This window comes from Rhodothermales bacterium (assembly GCA_034439735.1).
Taxonomy (GTDB): domain Bacteria; phylum Bacteroidota; class Rhodothermia; order Rhodothermales; family JAHQVL01; genus JAWKNW01.
Genome location: JAWXAX010000093.1, coordinates 1 through 16262 on the forward strand (window position 1 = coordinate 1; position 16262 = coordinate 16262).

General features: G+C 62.7%; 13 protein-coding genes and 1 tRNA gene. 3 read left to right on the forward strand and 11 right to left on the reverse strand.

The genetic code is table 11. From position 1 onward, the window contains the following. From SH809_07745 to SH809_07760, 4 genes are all read right to left on the reverse strand, one after another. The coding region (locus SH809_07745; protein MDZ4699582.1) for a DivIVA domain-containing protein at positions 1 to 704 on the reverse strand (704 nt) is incomplete at its 3' end. A 118-nt stretch (positions 705 to 822) separates the two neighbouring features. After that, entirely contained in the window at positions 823 to 1539 is a 717-nt protein-coding gene (locus tag SH809_07750; GenBank protein MDZ4699583.1) for a YggS family pyridoxal phosphate-dependent enzyme, read from the reverse strand. A gap of 99 nt (positions 1540 to 1638) precedes the next feature. Next, positions 1639 to 4143 carry an FtsX-like permease family protein gene (locus tag SH809_07755; GenBank protein ID MDZ4699584.1) on the reverse strand — a complete coding sequence of 835 codons (2505 nt, stop codon included), beginning with the start codon at positions 4141 to 4143 and terminating at the stop codon, positions 1639 to 1641. 100 nt (positions 4144 to 4243) lie between these two features. After that, complete coding sequence (locus SH809_07760; protein ID MDZ4699585.1) at positions 4244 to 4948, reverse strand: ABC transporter ATP-binding protein; 705 nt, start codon at positions 4946 to 4948, stop codon at positions 4244 to 4246. Positions 4949 to 5021: 73 nt separating this feature from the next. On the opposite strand from SH809_07760, the gene SH809_07765 reads away from it, so the two are divergent. Together SH809_07765 and SH809_07770 are read left to right on the forward strand one after the other, a co-directional pair. After that, positions 5022 to 5708 carry an arylesterase gene (locus SH809_07765; GenBank protein ID MDZ4699586.1) on the forward strand — a complete coding sequence of 229 codons (687 nt, stop codon included), beginning with the start codon at positions 5022 to 5024 and terminating at the stop codon, positions 5706 to 5708. A gap of 299 nt (positions 5709 to 6007) precedes the next feature. Beyond that, a complete protein-coding gene (locus SH809_07770; GenBank protein MDZ4699587.1) occupies positions 6008 to 7843 on the forward strand; it encodes a DUF2339 domain-containing protein in 1836 nt (611 codons plus the stop codon). Between the two features lie 83 nt (positions 7844 to 7926). Here the strand turns inward: SH809_07770 and SH809_07775 are convergent, their stop codons facing one another. The 6 genes from SH809_07775 to SH809_07800 form a co-directional block, all read right to left on the reverse strand. After that, a complete protein-coding gene (locus tag SH809_07775) occupies positions 7927 to 9381 on the reverse strand; it encodes an NAD(P)(+) transhydrogenase (Re/Si-specific) subunit beta (protein ID MDZ4699588.1) in 1455 nt (484 codons plus the stop codon). 287 nt (positions 9382 to 9668) lie between these two features. After that, positions 9669 to 9941 (reverse strand): NAD(P) transhydrogenase subunit alpha, encoded by a 273-nt coding sequence (locus SH809_07780; GenBank protein ID MDZ4699589.1) that lies wholly within the window; start codon positions 9939 to 9941, stop codon positions 9669 to 9671. 35 nt (positions 9942 to 9976) lie between these two features. Then, positions 9977 to 11110 (reverse strand): Re/Si-specific NAD(P)(+) transhydrogenase subunit alpha, encoded by a 1134-nt coding sequence (locus tag SH809_07785; GenBank protein MDZ4699590.1) that lies wholly within the window; start codon positions 11108 to 11110, stop codon positions 9977 to 9979. A 216-nt stretch (positions 11111 to 11326) separates the two neighbouring features. After that, the gene (serC, locus tag SH809_07790; protein MDZ4699591.1) at positions 11327 to 12406 is read right to left on the reverse strand and encodes a 3-phosphoserine/phosphohydroxythreonine transaminase; all 1080 of its coding nucleotides are present in this window, start codon (positions 12404 to 12406) and stop codon (positions 11327 to 11329) included. 185 nt (positions 12407 to 12591) lie between these two features. Next, complete coding sequence (locus SH809_07795) at positions 12592 to 13785, reverse strand: phosphoglycerate dehydrogenase (GenBank protein ID MDZ4699592.1); 1194 nt, start codon at positions 13783 to 13785, stop codon at positions 12592 to 12594. 71 nt (positions 13786 to 13856) lie between these two features. Continuing rightward, positions 13857 to 15068: a DUF1015 family protein gene (locus SH809_07800; GenBank protein MDZ4699593.1), complete on the reverse strand. Its 1212-nt coding sequence runs from the start codon at positions 15066 to 15068 to the stop codon at positions 13857 to 13859. A gap of 234 nt (positions 15069 to 15302) precedes the next feature. On the opposite strand from SH809_07800, the gene SH809_07805 reads away from it, so the two are divergent. Next, a tRNA-Met gene (locus SH809_07805) sits at positions 15303 to 15375 on the forward strand. Between the two features lie 75 nt (positions 15376 to 15450). Here SH809_07805 and SH809_07810 read toward each other — a convergent pair. Beyond that, positions 15451 to 16262 (reverse strand): response regulator (locus SH809_07810; protein MDZ4699594.1); only part of this gene is annotated, 812 nt, incomplete at its 5' end.

Sequence of the window (16262 nt, forward strand, 5' to 3'; positions counted from 1 at the left end):
ACGTGCGGCGGGGCCGGACGTTCCACGGGCGGAGGCGTGCGGTCCACCACCGGGGCCGGGCGCGCTGGCGGAGGGGTCCGCTCGACCACGGGCGGAGCGGCCTGCTGGGCCGGTCGACCGTCGCCGGGGGAATGGGAATAGGGCGGCTCGTCCTCGTGTACGTCGTCCCGCGAATCGTACTCCTCCATCGATCTCATCGTCGGGCGCTCGAGCTTTCTTTTATCGGGCGCGGCGAGGCGGATGAACCCGATCGGGTCCTGGCCCTCGAAGCGGGCAAGAATTTCCAGTTCGGACATCAAGAATGCCCGCAGCCGGGCCATGATTTCGTCCCGCCGGCCGGCGATCTTGGAGACATCCGTCTTCAGCCGCTTATGCTCGTTAAACGCCTTGCCTCGGATTTCTTCCGCCTCGGCGCGGGCTTCTTTCAGGATGATCTGCGCTTCGCGCTGGGCGTTCTCGATCGTCCGGTGCGAGTTGTCGCGGGCGGTTTCGAGGGCCTCCTGCAGGGCCTCCTCGATCTTCCGGTAATGGATGAGCTTGGAGTCCATATCCCGGATGTTCTGTTCGAGCCGGCGGTTTTCATCCAACAGGCTCCCCCACTGATCGGCCACCATATCGAGAAAACCCTGAACCTCCTGAGGATCGATGCCTCGGAATGTCCGGGTGAACTCCTGTTTCTTAATGTCGAGCGGGGTTAATTTCATGTAGATGCCCAATTTTTCGGATGCCAGGGGAAAAGCGTGGTACGAAATCGCTACCCGGGTCAGCCTGAAGATACAACATTGTACGATTCAACGAAAAACAACGAATTCAGGTCCCCGATCAGGACCGGGGTCCGAAAAGAGCGCTTCCGATCCGGACATGCGTGGCTCCTTCTTCGATCGCCACCTCGAAGTCCCCGCTCATGCCCATCGACAACGCATTCATGCCGGCGAGATGGGAATAGTCGCTCCGAGCGCGATCGAACACCTCTCGCAACCTACGAAACTCCGGCCGAACGGATTCAGGATCGTCGGTCGGCGAGGCCAGCGTCATAAATCCGAGTACATCCAACGTCTGCAACCGCCTGAGGCCCTCGAGCAGTCCGGCCAGGGCGTCCGGGTCGGCGCCGAACTTGGAGGCCTCTCCCGAGACGTTGACCTGTACGAAACAGGGCATCCGGCGGCCGGCGGCCTGCGCCCGCGCGTCCAACTCCTCGGCCAGCTCCAGACGGTCGACGCTGTGTACAAAATCCGCGCAGGCCACGACGTCTCGGACTTTATTGCGCTGGATGTGTCCAATCATGTGCCAGAACACCCCGTCCCCCCCTGTGGCCCCCTGTATTTCGCGGACTTTTTGCGTCAGTTCCTGGACGCGATTTTCGCCAAAATGCTGTACACCGGCGGCCATCGCCTCTAGAACGACCGCGATCGGGTACGTCTTAGTAACCGCCACCAGCGTCACCGACGACCGCTCGCGCCCCGCACGTTCACAGGCGCGGACAATGTGCTGTTCGATCTCCTGCAAACGTGTAGTCAGGTGGCCGGGTACGCGTTCCATAACGGCGTTAAACGTTTTTACGTTGAACGTTAAAATACTACAGCTACGTAGAACGTGCGATCAAACGAAAAAACGTTCAACGATTAACGTTCAACCCCTTTACCGTTCCGCCCTCAGCACCTCCAGCGGCGGCCGCGCGTAGATGCCGCGGCTATTAAGCAGGCCGATGACGAGGGTGAGACCGGTGATGAGGAGGCCGATTAGCACGATCGGGCCGAGTGAGGGTACAAAGGGGGTGTCGAACACGAATAGGGCGAGCGCCGCGCTGCTGGCCAGGGCGAGAAGCATCCCCGTCGCGGTCGCAAAAAAGCCCAGGAACAGGTACTCGATGAGCATGATCCGGATGAGTTGTCGGCGGGACGCCCCCAGCGTCTTGAGCAACACACTCTCTTCGATGCGCTGGAACCGGCTTACCGTGACCGCCGCCACGAGTACGATCATCCCCGTACACAGGCTGAAGAGCGCCATGAACCGCAGCACAAACGCGATCCGCTCGTAGATCGTGTCGAAGATATTCAGCACCAGCGTCAGATCGATCGACGAAACGTTCGGGTACCCGTTAAACAACGCGGCGGTGAGCGAACCCGCTTCGACGTCGCCGGCCGTCCGGGTCAGCATCACAAAAAATTGCGGCGCCGCCTCAAGCACGCCTTCGGGGAAGATGACAAAAAAGTTGGTCTGAAACCGTTGCCAGTCCACCGACCGCAGGCTGGACACATACGTCGTGATCGGCAGCCCCTGCACGTCCCACACGAGGGTGTCGCCGAGGCCCACGTTCAACTCTCTGGCCAGATCCTGCTCGACGCTGATCGGCACGATCTCCGCGTCGGCGGCAACCGTGCCGATAAAGGCGCCGGCCTCCAGGGTCTCCGCATCGTTCATGGCCCCGCGGTAGGACGACCGGTACTCCCGCCGCAGCGCCCAGCCCCCACCCTGCCGCGTCGTGTCGCGCCGCATGGCCTCGACATCGTCGCCCTTTACCCGCGCGAGCCGCATGGTTACGATGGGCACCTCTTCGATGATTTCCAACCCCTGCTGCAGGACGATTTCGCGCACGCCGCCGATCTGCACCTTTTGAATGTCGAACAAGACGGTATTCGGCCGGCCCTCGCCGCCGGCGACCTGGATCTGCGCCATCAAGGTCTGCTGAGCCAGGTAGAGTGTCATGATGAGGAACGTGCCGAGTCCCAGCGCCAGCATCAACATCAGCGTCTGGTTGTTCGGCCGGTACAGATTTGAGAGGCCCTGGCGCCAGGGATACGACCAGCTCGCCGGCATCAGGCGCGGCGCGAAATGGATGATCCCCTTCGCTACCAGCGCCAGCATCCCGAAGACGATGGTGACGGCGGCGGCATACCCGAGGCCCACTTCCCACTCCGGCGCCTGGATGATCGACAGACCTGCCACGACCAGCGCGATAATGACATAAATGCCCCGGCGCAGCCAGACGCTGCCGGCCGAAGGCGTCGCCTCGTAGGACCGCCGCAGCGTCAACAGGGGCGACACCTCACGCACCGCCAGCAGGGGCAGCAGAGAGAACAACACCGCCACCCCGAGCCCGACGCCAAACCCGAGGGCGATGGCCGGCCAGGACAGGGTTACGGCAACCGCCACGGGCAGCACCTCCGCCAGCAACGTGGGCACCAGGTACTGGATGCCGACCCCGATCGTGCAACCGATGGCGGCGGCCAGTGCGCCCATGACGCCGGCCTGGACAAGGAAGATCAGGAATGTCGGCGTCGATCGGGCGCCGAGGCACCGCAGCACGGCCACGGTTTCGATCCGCTGGGTGATGTAGACGTGCACCGTGCTGGCGACTCCAACGCCGCCCAGCAGAAGCGCCACCAGACCGACGAGGCCGAGAAATCGGTAGAGGTTGCTGAGGCCTTCGTTCCAATCGTCCTTCACTTCGGCCACGGTATCTATTCCCACCCGCTCCTCGTCGAGATGGGGGCGAATCGACTCGACCGTCTGCTCCACATCCCGCCCGTCTTCGAACAGGAAATACACCTCGTAGTCGGCCCGGCTACCGCGCTGGAGCAGCAGCGTGTCCAGGCCGGCGGAGGAGATGAAGATACGCGGACTAAACAGCGCAAACGCGGCGGACTCGCGGGGGGTCTTGATGATTTCGCCGGCGATCGGATAGGACACATTTCCCACCTGCACAGTATCTCCCACACGTACCCCGAACTGCTCGAGCAGCGCCCCATCCAGCAACGCCGCGCCGTCGCGGTGATACGCGACCGCCGCCTCGGGTGGGTCCGTCTCGATGGCGCCGTAAAACGGATACCCCTCATCGATCGCGCGAACCGTGGCGAGCCGCGCCCCCTGAACACGAGGGAAAAACGCCATCGAGGCAAACGAGATGCGTCGCGCTTGCCGGCCCCCGAGGGAATCGATCAACGCCTCGGTGGCCTCGCTGAAGGGTCCGCCCCGCTCGAGGCTCATATCCGCCCCGAACAACGCCGACGCCTCGTTGTCTACCGCCCGCTCCAGGTTATCGCCAAACGAGCGAATGGCCACCAAGGCCGCCACCCCCAACACCATGGACGACACAAACAACAACAACCGCCGGCGGCTGCCGCGGCTGTCTCGTAAGGCCATCGTGAAGACCCATTTAAGCATTGAAAAGTGGAAAGTGAAAAGTGAAAAGTTGAAAACTACCTGAACCTATCGCCAAATCCCCATCCTTGATCGCTATTCGCTATTGGCTAATCGCCTCCTCTTTCTTCGTATCCGAAACCACGGCGCCGCCGCGGAGGCGGATGATGCGTTCGGTGCGGCTGGCGAGGTCGATGTCGTGGGTGACGAGCACGAGCGTGGTGCCGGCGCGGGCGTTGAGGTCGAATAAGAGCCCCTCGATGACGGCGCCGGTATCGGAGTCCAGGTTGCCCGTGGGTTCATCGGCGAAGAGGATGCGCGGCTGGTTGATGAAGGCGCGCGCGATGCCGACACGTTGCTGCTCGCCGCCGGAAAGCTGTTTCGGGTAGTGGTGCATGCGATCGGCGAGGCCGACCTGCGCCAGAAGATCTCGCGCGCGGCCCGCGGCCTGTCGGTCCCCCCGCAATTCCGCCGGCACCATCACATTTTCAAGCGCCGACAGCGTGGGGATGAGCTGAAACGACTGGAAGATGAACCCGACCTGTTCGTTGCGTACCGCGGCCCGTTCGTCTTCCGTGAGCCGGCCTATTTCGACGCCGCAGAGCCGGATCGTCCCCGTGGAAGGAGCGTCCAGGCCGGCGCACAGGCCGAGTAGGGTGGTTTTGCCACTCCCTGAAGGCCCGACGATGGCGCACGTGTCGCCTTCGTTGAGCGTGACGGAAATCTCTTTGAGGACCGTCAGCGGCCTCCCGCCGCTCTGGTAGGTCTTCGCGATGTCGATCAGTTCGAGGACAGGTGTCCCTTGCATAATACTCCTGGCTGAAACATGGTCCGTCAGACTGGGGTAAGGAAAGCGCCAGCACACCATGAGATCCCTGCCCATGAAAAAAAGTCGCGTTTTTCGGTTCTTCCTCCCCCTTCTCCTGCTCATTGCCGCATGTGGCGGCCGGGAGGAGGCCGCGCCGGCGCCGGCCGAGATCGCCACGCCGCCGGCAGGCCTGGCGCGACAGACCATCCTCGTCCTCGGCAACAGCATCGCCGCCGGCCTGGGCGTCGAACCGGAGGAGTCCTTCCCCGGGCGTTTGCAGCAGTTCATCGACTCCACCGGGCTCGCTTTCGAGGTCGTGAACGCGGGTGTGTCGGGCGAAACCACGGCCGGCGGGCTGGGCCGAATCGACTGGCTCTTGCGGCAACGCGTCGATGTGCTCATCATTGAACTCGGGGGCAACGACGGGCTGCGCGGCACCGTCCCGGAGGCGACCAAGGCGAACCTCGTGGCGATCATCGAGCGCACCCGCGACCGGTACCCGGAGGCGGACATCCTGCTCGCCGGCATGCAGATGCCGCCCAACCTCGGCCAGCTGTATACAGAACGCTTCCGGGAGATCTTCCCCGAGATCGCCGCCGAACATGACACCCACCTCGTCCCATTCCTGCTGGACCGCGTCGGTGGCGTGGCCAGCCTCAACCAGCCGGACGGCATCCATCCTACTCCCGAGGGGCATCACATCGTGGCCGAGACCGTCTGGCGCTATCTCGAACCGGTGCTGCGTGCGCGGATGTTATAGCAGGACTGGATTCCGCGACCGTTTCTTGCTACCTTGCCGGCGTCGCGCCCTCTTATCATCCGCTCCAATACGACCGGCTGGCCACGCCGGCGGCGAAATTGCTCGCCATTTACGCGCGGCAGGCTCCCTGTACGGAACGTCTTGGTAGTCAGCCATGTTGACGGTCGGAATCGATCACTTCTTCAGCCCGGTGCTTTCAGGCACAGCGCACTCATGAATATGCCAGGCGGCTGCCGCCTTTTTGCCGTCTTTGCACCGTCCCAGGTATCCATGGAGGATTGCTCGCGCGCCCAACTGTTATGAGCTCGAATCAGGACCCGTCATACGACAAGCGCCTTGAGCAGCTCGAACGGACCGTGGCCCATCTCGAGTACACGATTTCGCGGCTCCAGGAGCGGCTGACGAGCAGTAACGCCCCTGTTCCACCGCGCCGACCGGCGCACCACGAAGGTTCGGATCCGCGGCCCGGCACCAGCCGGCTATTGGCCGACGTCAAGCCCGCGCCGGCCTCGGAAACACCCGTCCCGGCTGAACGACCAGGTCGTGTGCGGCCCATGTATGCGCTCAACGCCGATCGGTGGATGAACCGGGTCGGGCTGGCTTTTGTCCTCTTCGGCATCGTGTTCGGCATCAAATATTTTCTCGACCAGGCCTGGTTCACCCCGCTCCTGCGCGTCCTCTCCGGCCTTTCGGCGGGCGCCTTGTTGACACTCGCCGGCTTCCACTGGCACCGGAAGCGCACCCGTCTCGCCCAGGTCCTACTCTGCGCCGGGGTGGCCATGCTCTACCTGACGGCATTCGCCGCCTATCAGCTGTATTTTATCGTCCCGTACCCGGTCGCCTATTTCGGCATGTTCGCCGTATCGGTCGGCGCCTTCCTGCTGTCCATCAAGCGGGACGACCCTGTGGTGTCGATCCTGGCCGTCTTCGGCGGCCTGGTCACGCCTTTCATCATGCACTCGCAGGGCGACAACCTGTTCGGCATCATCAGTTATACGTCGCTCATCCTCACGGGCGCGGCGGTCATTTACTGGTTCACCGGGTGGCGTAGCCTGTTGTTTCTGTCGGCGATCGGGGGCTGGATCGTCATTATCCTCTGCTACCTGAACGTCGGCCTCTACTTCGAATCGGTCGCGGCCGACCGCTGGTTGCTGCTATTTGGCGTGTTGCTGGGCTGGGTGTTGTTCTGGGCGATGCCGGTCGTCCGCGGCATCCTCCGAGCGCGGTATCCCGAGCGATACGCCGCGCCTCCGCCGGTGCGCGCCGTCGGCTACTTCTTCAACCATCCCGCCCTCCCCCTCTCCGTCGCGACGCCGCTGCTGACCTTTGTGTTCAGCATGCTGATCTGGGACCTGTCTGATAACCTGTGGGGCTGGATCGCGCTCGAAGCGGCAGCCATCTACGGCTTCCTCTATCTGTATATCCGCGGACGGGACCTCAACCACCTGGCGCAGATGCAGGGCTTCGCGGCGTCGGTGCTGCTGGTGATGGGTCTGTTTCTCCTCTTCAAGGAATACGCCCTGCTGGTGGCTCTCGCGTCGGCGGCGGCTGTGATGCGTCATGTGGCACGCCTCATGAAGGACCGGATCATGTCCTTCAACTCGCATGCGCTTTTCCTGGTAGTGATCTCCTGGCTGACCATGCGGCTGTTGAATGTGGATGTGGCCGGCACGCCCGTTATGAACCTGCCAGCCCTCTGCGAGCTGGCCGTGATCGTCCTCTGCGCTAGCATGGCGCCCATCCTGCGCCGATCCTGGATGTACCTCATCTACCTCTTCTGCGCCCACTTCCTGTTTCTGGGATGGGTCTATCGCGAGGTGGGCTCGATGTACGGGGGCGAGGCCCTGGTGACGGCGATCTGGACCGGCTACGGCATCATCCTGTTTGCATTTTCGTACTGGAACAGCGCCCTGCTGCTTCGCCGCGTCGGAATCGGGACACTCGGGCTCACCCTCTCCAAATTTTTTCTGTTCGATCTGGATACCGTCGACCCGCTGGTCCGCGTCATCCTCTTCCTCGGCTTCGGGATCTCGTTCCTGGGCCTGAGCTCCCTCCTGCCCCGGCTCATCGCCCGCAACGTGCGCATTTCACAGGCGCCGGCGGCCGACGCTACTGAAACTGAAGGCAAAAGGTAAAGGAGAAAAGGCAAAAGTGACTGGTATTTTTTAACGGATCATTGCCAGTTTTTCCTTTTACATTTTCCCCTTTACCTTTCCCGTCAATCCACCGCCTTCACCTCGTTGGTCAACTTCACGATTGAATCCTTCGCGTCGCCGAAGAGCAACTGCGCGTTGTCGTAGAAAAACAGCTCGTTTTCCACGCCGGAGTAGCCGGGGCGCATGCTCCGCTTGAGGATGACGACGTTGCGGGACTTGTCGACGTTCAGGATAGGCATGCCGTAGATCGGACTGGCCTTGTCGTGGCGCGCGGCGGGGTTTACGACGTCGTTCGCGCCGATGACCAGCGTTACATCCGTATTGTCGAACTCGCCGTTGATATCATCCATCTCGAACAACTTGTCGTACGGCACATTGGCCTCGGCGAGGAGCACGTTCATATGGCCCGGCATGCGGCCGGCCACGGGATGGATCGCGTATTTCACGGTGACGCCCTTGGACTGCAACACGTCCGCAAGCTCGCGCACCTGATGCTGTGCTTGCGCCACGGCCATGCCGTATCCCGGGACGATGATCACGTTCTGGGCATAGCTGAGCATGATCGCGACGTCCTCGGGCGTTGTGGATCGCACGGATTTGCCTTCGAAGTTGGACTTCGACTCGCCGGCGTCCGCCGTGTTGTCGCCGCCAAAACCGCCCAGCAAAACGTTGATCAGCGAGCGGTTCATCGCGTCGCACATGATCTTGGTGAGGATCAACCCCGAAGCGCCCACCAGCGCACCGCTTACGATGAGCGCCGTATTGTCCAGCACAAACCCCGTGGCGGATGCCGCGAGACCCGAGTACGAGTTCAGTAGTGCGATGACCACCGGCATGTCCGCCCCGCCGATCGGGATCACGAGAAGAATACCCAGCAGGAGCGAAGCCACGACGACGCCGGCCGCCGCCCACAGCAGCCAATCGGAATGCGCCGGAAACGCGCCGGCCTCGTACGCCGCGAGCACATGCCCCGCGATCACCACGGCGGCCAGCAGGAGCGTCAACACGCGCATCCCGGGGAAGGAGATGGGATTGCCGCTCACCTTCCCGCTCAACTTGCCCACGGCGACGAAGCTGCCTGAAAACGTCACAGTGCCGATGAGGATACTCAAGAAGATGGTGATGCCGATCGCGGCACTAAACGGGGCCTCCGGCGCGGCCACCGAAGCCGGCTCGGCCGCCCAGACGATGTAGCGCATGAGTTCGGCGCCGGCGACCAACGTCGACCCGATCCCTCCGAGCCCGTTCAGCGCGCCCACCATCTCGGGCATGGACGTCATCTCTACCCGCCGCGCCATCACCAAACCGATGCCCGCGCCGATCACAAGGCCAAGCAGCATCTCGACGGGCGTCAAAATATCCGCCACGAACAACGTCGCCAGCACCGCGATCAGCATCGCGATCGACGACAACCTGTTCCCCTGCCGCGCCGTCGATGGCGACTGGAGACGCTTCATGCCGACAATAAAGAGCGAGGCGGCAAGCAAGTAAGCAAGATCGATCAGGGTAGCGATCATGGCGAAACGGAGAATGCGGTGGGAACGGAAAGGGTTTAACGTTTAGAAACTGTTGAGATTTATGGTTGGCTCCTATCCGAGTGTATGCTTTGTGTCCAATTGTCGCATTTCCCTGGGGTCGTCATCCCCGCGAAAGCGGGGATCCATGCAAATCTGTCTGAATGGCTTGGATCCCCAATCAAGTTGGGGATGACGAGTAGAGAGCATTCGCAAAATCTCAACAGTTTCTTAAGGTTCGAAGTTCAAGGTTGGGCCAGCAAGATACCTTGAACCTTAAACCCCACACCTTAAGCCTTCTTCTTGAACATCTGCAGCATCCGATCCGTCACCAGGAAGCCGCCGACGACGTTGATCGTCGCGACGATGACGGCCGCGAAACCCAGCCATTTCGCGGCGGAGCCACCGACCATGCCGGCCGCCACCAGGGCGCCGACGATCGTGATGCCGCTGATGGCGTTGGTGCCGGACATGAGGGGCGTGTGCAGCGTCTGCGGGACTTTGCTTATCACCTCGAACCCGATGAAGGAGGCCAGCACGAAGATGATCAGATTCTCTAACATGGTTTTAACGGTTCAACGCGTGACAGAAAGGGTGATCAAGCAGCGAGCAGGCTCTTCACCCGCTCGTTGACGACTTCGCCGGCGTGGGTGACGCAGGCGCCTTTGATGATGTCGTCTCCAAAATCCAGCTGAAATGCCCCGTCCTTGTAGAAATCCAGGATCATGGCCATCAGCACGCGGGCGTACATCTGGCTGGCGTGCACGGGCATTTCGGCGGGCAGGTTGGTGGGGCCCATGATGGTGACGCCGTGTTTGACGATTGTCTGACCGGGTTCGGTGAAGGCGCAGTTCCCACCGTTCGCGGCGGCGAGATCAACCACGATGGATCCCGGACTCATCGCCTTCACGGCCTCCTCGGTGATGAGCAGCGGCGCGCGCCGGCCGGGGATGAGGGCCGTCGACACCACGACATCCGATGAGCCGATGTGCGGCACGAGCAACTCGGTCTGCCGGTGCGCCTTTTCCTCGGCGAGGGCCTTCGCGTACCCGCCGGCGTCCTGCGAGCCGGCCGTCTCCAGTTCGAGCTGGACGAACGTTGCTCCGAGGCTCTCGATCTCTTCGCGCACCGCGTCGCGCACGTCGTACCCCCACACCTTCGCGCCCAGTCGGCGGGCCGTAGCAATGGCCTGCAGGCCGGCGACGCCGGCGCCGAGGACGAGAACGTTGGCGGGTTTGACCGTGCCGGCGGCGGTGGTCAGCAGCGGGAAGAACTTGGGCAGCGCCTCGGCGGCTTTCAACACAGCCTTGTAGCCGGCAATCGAACTCATGGCCGAGAGCGCATCCATCTTCTGGGCCCGCGAAATACGGGGCACCAGCTCGGTGCTGAAGGCTGTGACTTTCTGCGCGGCGAGGCTGCGGGTGACCTGCGGAGCATCGAGCGGGCTCAGAAATCCAATGTAGATCGCCCCTTCGCGAAGCATCCCGACCTCGGCATCGGAGGGCGGGGCGACCTTCAGTACGAGGTCCGCCCCGAACGCATCGACCCGGGTGCCGATTCGGGCGCCGGCCGCCGTAAACGCCGCATCACCGTGGTACGAACCGGCCCCGGCGCCGGCCTCGACGATGATCTCCATGCCCTTTTTCACCAACCGCCCGACAACCTCGGGCACCAGGGCCACGCGCCGCTCATCTGTTGCAGTCTCCGCGGGAACGCCAATCGTAAATGCCATAACTCCAGTGGGGTTCAGTACATAGTCTCGAACGCCCGAAGAATACAGCGGCCGGAGTCAAAAAATGTAAGGAGATTCCTTAAAGATGGTTTAAGGTTCGGGGTTTAAGGTTTAAGGGACTCTTTTGACCTTGAACCTGAAGTTGGTTTAAGGTTCAGGGTTGAAGGCTCGAGGGAAGGTTCCGTCTCACCGCATTAAACCTCGAACCTTAACCCTTTAACCCATTCTTCCCCTCTCAAACCGGTCCATGAACGCCACCAGCGCATCCACCGAGGCTACGGGGCAGGCGTTGTAGATCGAGGCGCGCATGCCGCCGACGGAGCGATGACCCTTCAAGCCGAGCAGCCCTTCTTTTTCGGCGCTTTTGACGAACTCGTCCTCCAGCGCTTCATCGCGCAGGCGGAAACAGACGTTCATCTCGGAGCGGTCGGCCTGGTCCGCCGTGCCACGGTAGAAGTCGGTGGCGTCGATGCGGGCGTAGAGTTTACCGGCTTTTTCGGCGTTTCGCTTGTGGATGCCCGGAATACCTCCGAGGCCTTCGAGCCAGCGGAGGACTTTCTCGACCATATAGATCGCAAACACCGGCGGCGTATTGTAGAGGTCGGCCGCGTGGGTGCCGTAGTCGAGCATGACGGGCAGGTTCGGGTTGCGCTTCTGGAGGAAGGCGTCCTTCACGAGAACGACCGTGACGCCGGCCGGCCCGATGTTTTTCTGGGCGCCGGCATAGATGAGGCCGTAGCGATCGAGCGTCAGCGGCCGGCTCAGGAAGTCGCTGGAGGCATCACACACGAGCGGGACCCCAACATTCGGCTCCTCATGAAACTGGGTGCCGAAGATGGTATTGTTCGACGTGTAGTGGAGATACGCCGCCTTCGGATCGAGCTGCCAGGTCGACCGCGCCGGGATGTACGCGAAATTGCGGTCCTTGCTGCTCGCGACCTGTTTCGATGCGCCGACCAGCGCGCCCTGTTTGTACGCGTTCGAGGCCCAGGTACCGGTCACCAGGTAATCGGCGCTTCCGCCCGCCGGCAGGAAGTTCAGCGGTACCTGGTAAAACTGCATCGACGCCCCGCCCTGCAGGAAGAGAATGTGCCAGTCTTCCCCCAACCCCAGCAGCCGGCGCAGACTCGCCCGCGCCGAGGCCTCAATCGCCGCGTACTCCTTCGCGCGGTGGCTGATTTCCATGATCGACGAGCCAATGCCTTTGTACTCGGGCAGTTCGTCGCGGACTTCGAGCAGGACCGACTCGGGCAGCGTGCCGGGGCCAGCGGAGAAATTATGGAGGCGATGTGACATGGGGAGGAAAAAGGTAAAAGTGAAAAGGTAAAAGTAAAAAGTGAAGTGTGGTAGGGAGACTTGTCCTGAGGGACGCTGGCGAAGGCGACAGACTCGAAGGATTTCAGGTTAGCGGATACAAGAGCTACAGAGAAACCTGTAACCAGTAACCTGCCAACCTGTAATAGCGCCCGGCTAGCCGGGCGCTATAAGGCGATCACGTTTACCGCCAGGATATCCGGCAGCTGGCGGATGGTTTCCAGGGGCGGCTCGCTGGGGGAGCCGACGAAGCGGATGCGGGCGCAGGCGGCTTTCGCGCCGGAAAAGATCAGGTTCTCCATCTCCTGCACGTTCCAGCCGGCTTTGCGGACGACATCCAGCACATTGGCCAGCACACCCACTTTGTCGAGGTGGCGGACGGTGAGCAGGTGGGTTGCCGGCGACCGATCGGCCAGGTTCACGCAATTGGGGACGTCCCCATCGGCCGCATAGGCCTCGATGATACGGACGGCCTCCTCGGCGATGGCGTCCTGCGCCTGCTCGGTCGATGCACCGATGTGGTGGGCCAGATAGAGCCCCGGGTGGTTGGCGAGAGGGTGCGAGAAGGCGCCGTCCTTGCCGGCCGGTTCGCCCTCGAACACATCCAGCGCCGCACGGATGCCGTGATGGTCCATGGCCCAGGCAAGGGCCTCTTCATCCACCACCGCGCTTCGGGTCGTGTTGATAAAAAAGGCACCCGGCTTCATGGTCTCAAAAAAGACCCGGTTGGCGAGGTGCCGCGTATCCGCCGTCGCCGCCACGTGAAGGCTGACGACATCGGCCAGCGCCGCCACATCCAGCGGGCTCATGCACCGCGTCACCCCGTAGGCCTCGGCTGCCTCCTCCGTGAGCGAACGGCTCCAGGCGACGACGTGCATCCCCATCGCCACGGCGATGGCAGCCACACGCTGACCGATATTCCCCATCCCGATCAGCCCCAGCGTCCGCCCCTTTAACCCGCGTGCTTCGCCATAACGGCCTTTATTCCAGGTGCCGGCGCGGGCATCGGCGACGTTGTCCGGCAGCCGGCGATCCAGCGCCAGCATGAGTCCGATGGCCAGTTCAGCCACCGCGTCCGCGTTTTTACCCGGGCAGTTGGCGACAAAGATGCCCCGTTCCGAGGCCGCGTTGACGTCGATCGTGTCAAACCCTGCGCCGGCGCGCACGATGAGTTCGAGATGCGGATTGGCCTCCATCGCCGCCGCCGACACCTTCGTCGAGCGGACGACCAGCACCGTCGGCTGCTTCGCGCCGATTGCCGCGATCAGCGCATCGCCCTTGAGAGAGGCCGCGATGTGGACCGTATGGCCGGCCCGTTCAAGCCGCTCCGTACAGGATGCCGGGAGCGTATCGGCGAGCATGATAGTCATATGATTCCAGCATGTAGGGACACGATACATCGTGTCCGGATACAGGCATTGCGCTACATCATTTAAAACGAATGCACCAGCAGCCCGCTCCGCAGCTTGGGCTCGAACCAGGTCGACTTGGGCGGCATAAGCAGGCCGGCGTCCGACACCGCGAGCAGCTCGGCGACGCTCGTCGGGTACATCGAAAACGCCAGCGCGGCCTTACCCGTATCCACCAACCGCTCCAGCTCCGCCGCGCCGCGGATGCCGCCGACGAAGTACATGTTCGGGTCCGTGCGCGGATCGCCAATGCCCAGGATCGGCTCCAGGATGTGCTCGGCGAGCCGGGCGACATCCAGCGTATCGGCCACAGTAGCGCGCGTGCTTACCGGCAGCGTCGCCTCGTGCCACGAGCTGGCCAGGTAAACGCAGATATCACCCGGGTGCCGGGGGGTATTTCCGCGCGCCGGGCGCAGCGGCATGGCCGCGGCGAGTTTTTCGAGGAACGCCGGCGGCGTCATGCCGAGGCGGTAGACGATGCGATTATACGGCAGGATGGCCATCTCCCCCATTGGAAAGAGGACCGCCGGGAAATAATAGTGTTCATCGGTCGTAGCGCCGCCCGAGGCCTCCACCTCGGCCGCGGCAAGGCTGGCGGCCTTGCATCGGTGGTGGCCATCGGCCACGTAGAGGTTGGGGATGTGTGCGAAGGCCTCGACCATCGCGTCGGTATCACTCACGCGCCAGATGGTATGGCGGATGCCGTCCGGCGCTGTGAAGTCGTACAGCGGCGTGCCGGCCATGGCGCGCTGGATGCCGGCGGCCACCGCGGGCGAGTCCCGGAAGGTGAGCATCACCGGTTCGGCGTGGGCGCGTTGCGCGAGGATGTGGCGGGTGCGGTCGGCTTCTTTGTCTGGCCGCGTTTTTTCGTGTTTGAGGATCGTGTCGTCGTCGTAGTCGGCCACCGAGACACAGCCATAGACCCCCGTTTGCGAGCGGCCGTTCATGATGAGCCGGTAGACATACAGCGACGGCTCCGCTTCCTGGATGGCCGCGTCGCTGGCGGAGTAGGCAGCGAGATTGGCGGCGCCCAGGGTATACACCGCGTCATCGTGTTCATCGGTCCCGACCGGGAGGTCTATTTCCGGGCGGATGATATGGAGGAAGCTATGCGGGTTGCCGTCGGCGAGGGCGCGGGCTTCTTCCGTGTTGATGACGTCGTACGGCACCGAGGCGACCCGTTCGGCGAGGTCGGGGCGGGGGCGGAGGGCACGAAAGGGATGGAGGATGGCCATAGGCGGATCGGGGGTGATTTTCGTGCGCGACACACCTATGTAGGGATCACGATACCTCGTGTCCCCATTGTCGAAAGGCATCGCGTCACGTTAAGTCGTTTTTCGAGAAGGAAAGTACGACTCGGGCGCCGGCCGGAAGCGTCTTAATCAAAAAGCCACCCGAACCAGACCTTAAATTCACGGCACTTATCCTTGCCCTCGGCGTGTTAAAGCCTTATACTGAGCATCTAACATCGCGGGGTGGAGCAGCTGGTAGCTCACCGGGCTCATAACCCGGAGGCCGCAGGTTCGAATCCTGCCCCCGCTACGAAAGAGAACGCCGCAGGTCCTGAAAAGGGTCTGCGGCGTTTGGTTTTGGAGTAGATGTGAGGCCTAGCGATTCTCAGCCCGGTCCCGAGTCTGCTTCATCAGGTGGAAGTTTGTGCTTTTTCATCACCTGCGACGGCAACAGACCATACCGCTTCTGGAAGAGACGCCCAAAATGCCTCGGATCACGGAATCCCGCCTTGTACGCCACCTCGGACACATTGCCGGCCTGCTGTTCTAGCAGCTGCCGAGCGCGTTCCAAGCGCCGCTCCAGGATATAGCCGTGCGCTGTGCTGTCTGTCAGTTCATTGATCCGCCGCTGCAACTGCCGGCGGCCAAGACCCACCTCCTCGGACAGGCGCTCGACACCAAAGTTTTCATTCGAAAGCTGGGCTTCTACGATAGCGTCCACGCGCTGCAAGAACGCCGCGTCGGCCGATGTCACCGTGATCTGCGTCGGCTTCAGCACGACCTCCTGCCGGTATTTGCCGCGTAGCAGCCGGCGCCCGTAGATGAGGTTCTCCGTCCGCGCCAGCAGCTCCCGCGCACTGAACGGTTTGTACAGGTAGTCGTCCGCGCCGGCGGCGAGCCCTTCGATCTTGTCCTCTTCCGCCGCCTTCGCCGTCAGCAGCACCACCGGGATGTCCTGCGTCCGGCGGTCCTTCCGCAGCGCCGCGCAGAGCCCATACCCGTCCAGCCTGGGCATCATCACATCGCTGATCACGAGGTCCGGCAGCGCGGACAGGGCCAGCGCCAGGCCGGCCTCGCCGTCTTCGGCTTCGAGGATGCGGTAGGCCAGCAAGTGGCTCTTCAGGTAGGCGCGGACGTCGGCGTTGTCCTCGACGAGGAGGATGGTGGGGATGGGCTGTGCCGATGAGGCGTGCGCCG

Coding starts and splice junctions, on each gene's coding strand:
- SH809_07750 (MDZ4699583.1), bottom strand. CDS start 1,539: ATGGAACGCGTACCCGGCCACCTGACTACACGTTTGCAGGAGATCGAA.
- SH809_07755 (MDZ4699584.1), bottom strand. CDS start 4,143: ATGGCCTTACGAGACAGCCGCGGCAGCCGCCGGCGGTTGTTGTTGTTT.
- SH809_07760 (MDZ4699585.1), bottom strand. CDS start 4,948: ATGCAAGGGACACCTGTCCTCGAACTGATCGACATCGCGAAGACCTAC.
- SH809_07765 (MDZ4699586.1), top strand. CDS start 5,022: ATGAAAAAAAGTCGCGTTTTTCGGTTCTTCCTCCCCCTTCTCCTGCTC.
- SH809_07770 (MDZ4699587.1), top strand. CDS start 6,008: ATGAGCTCGAATCAGGACCCGTCATACGACAAGCGCCTTGAGCAGCTC.
- SH809_07775 (MDZ4699588.1), bottom strand. CDS start 9,381: ATGATCGCTACCCTGATCGATCTTGCTTACTTGCTTGCCGCCTCGCTC.
- SH809_07780 (MDZ4699589.1), bottom strand. CDS start 9,941: ATGTTAGAGAATCTGATCATCTTCGTGCTGGCCTCCTTCATCGGGTTC.
- SH809_07785 (MDZ4699590.1), bottom strand. CDS start 11,110: ATGGCATTTACGATTGGCGTTCCCGCGGAGACTGCAACAGATGAGCGG.
- serC (MDZ4699591.1), bottom strand. CDS start 12,406: ATGTCACATCGCCTCCATAATTTCTCCGCTGGCCCCGGCACGCTGCCC.
- SH809_07795 (MDZ4699592.1), bottom strand. CDS start 13,785: ATGCTCGCCGATACGCTCCCGGCATCCTGTACGGAGCGGCTTGAACGG.
- SH809_07800 (MDZ4699593.1), bottom strand. CDS start 15,068: ATGGCCATCCTCCATCCCTTTCGTGCCCTCCGCCCCCGCCCCGACCTC.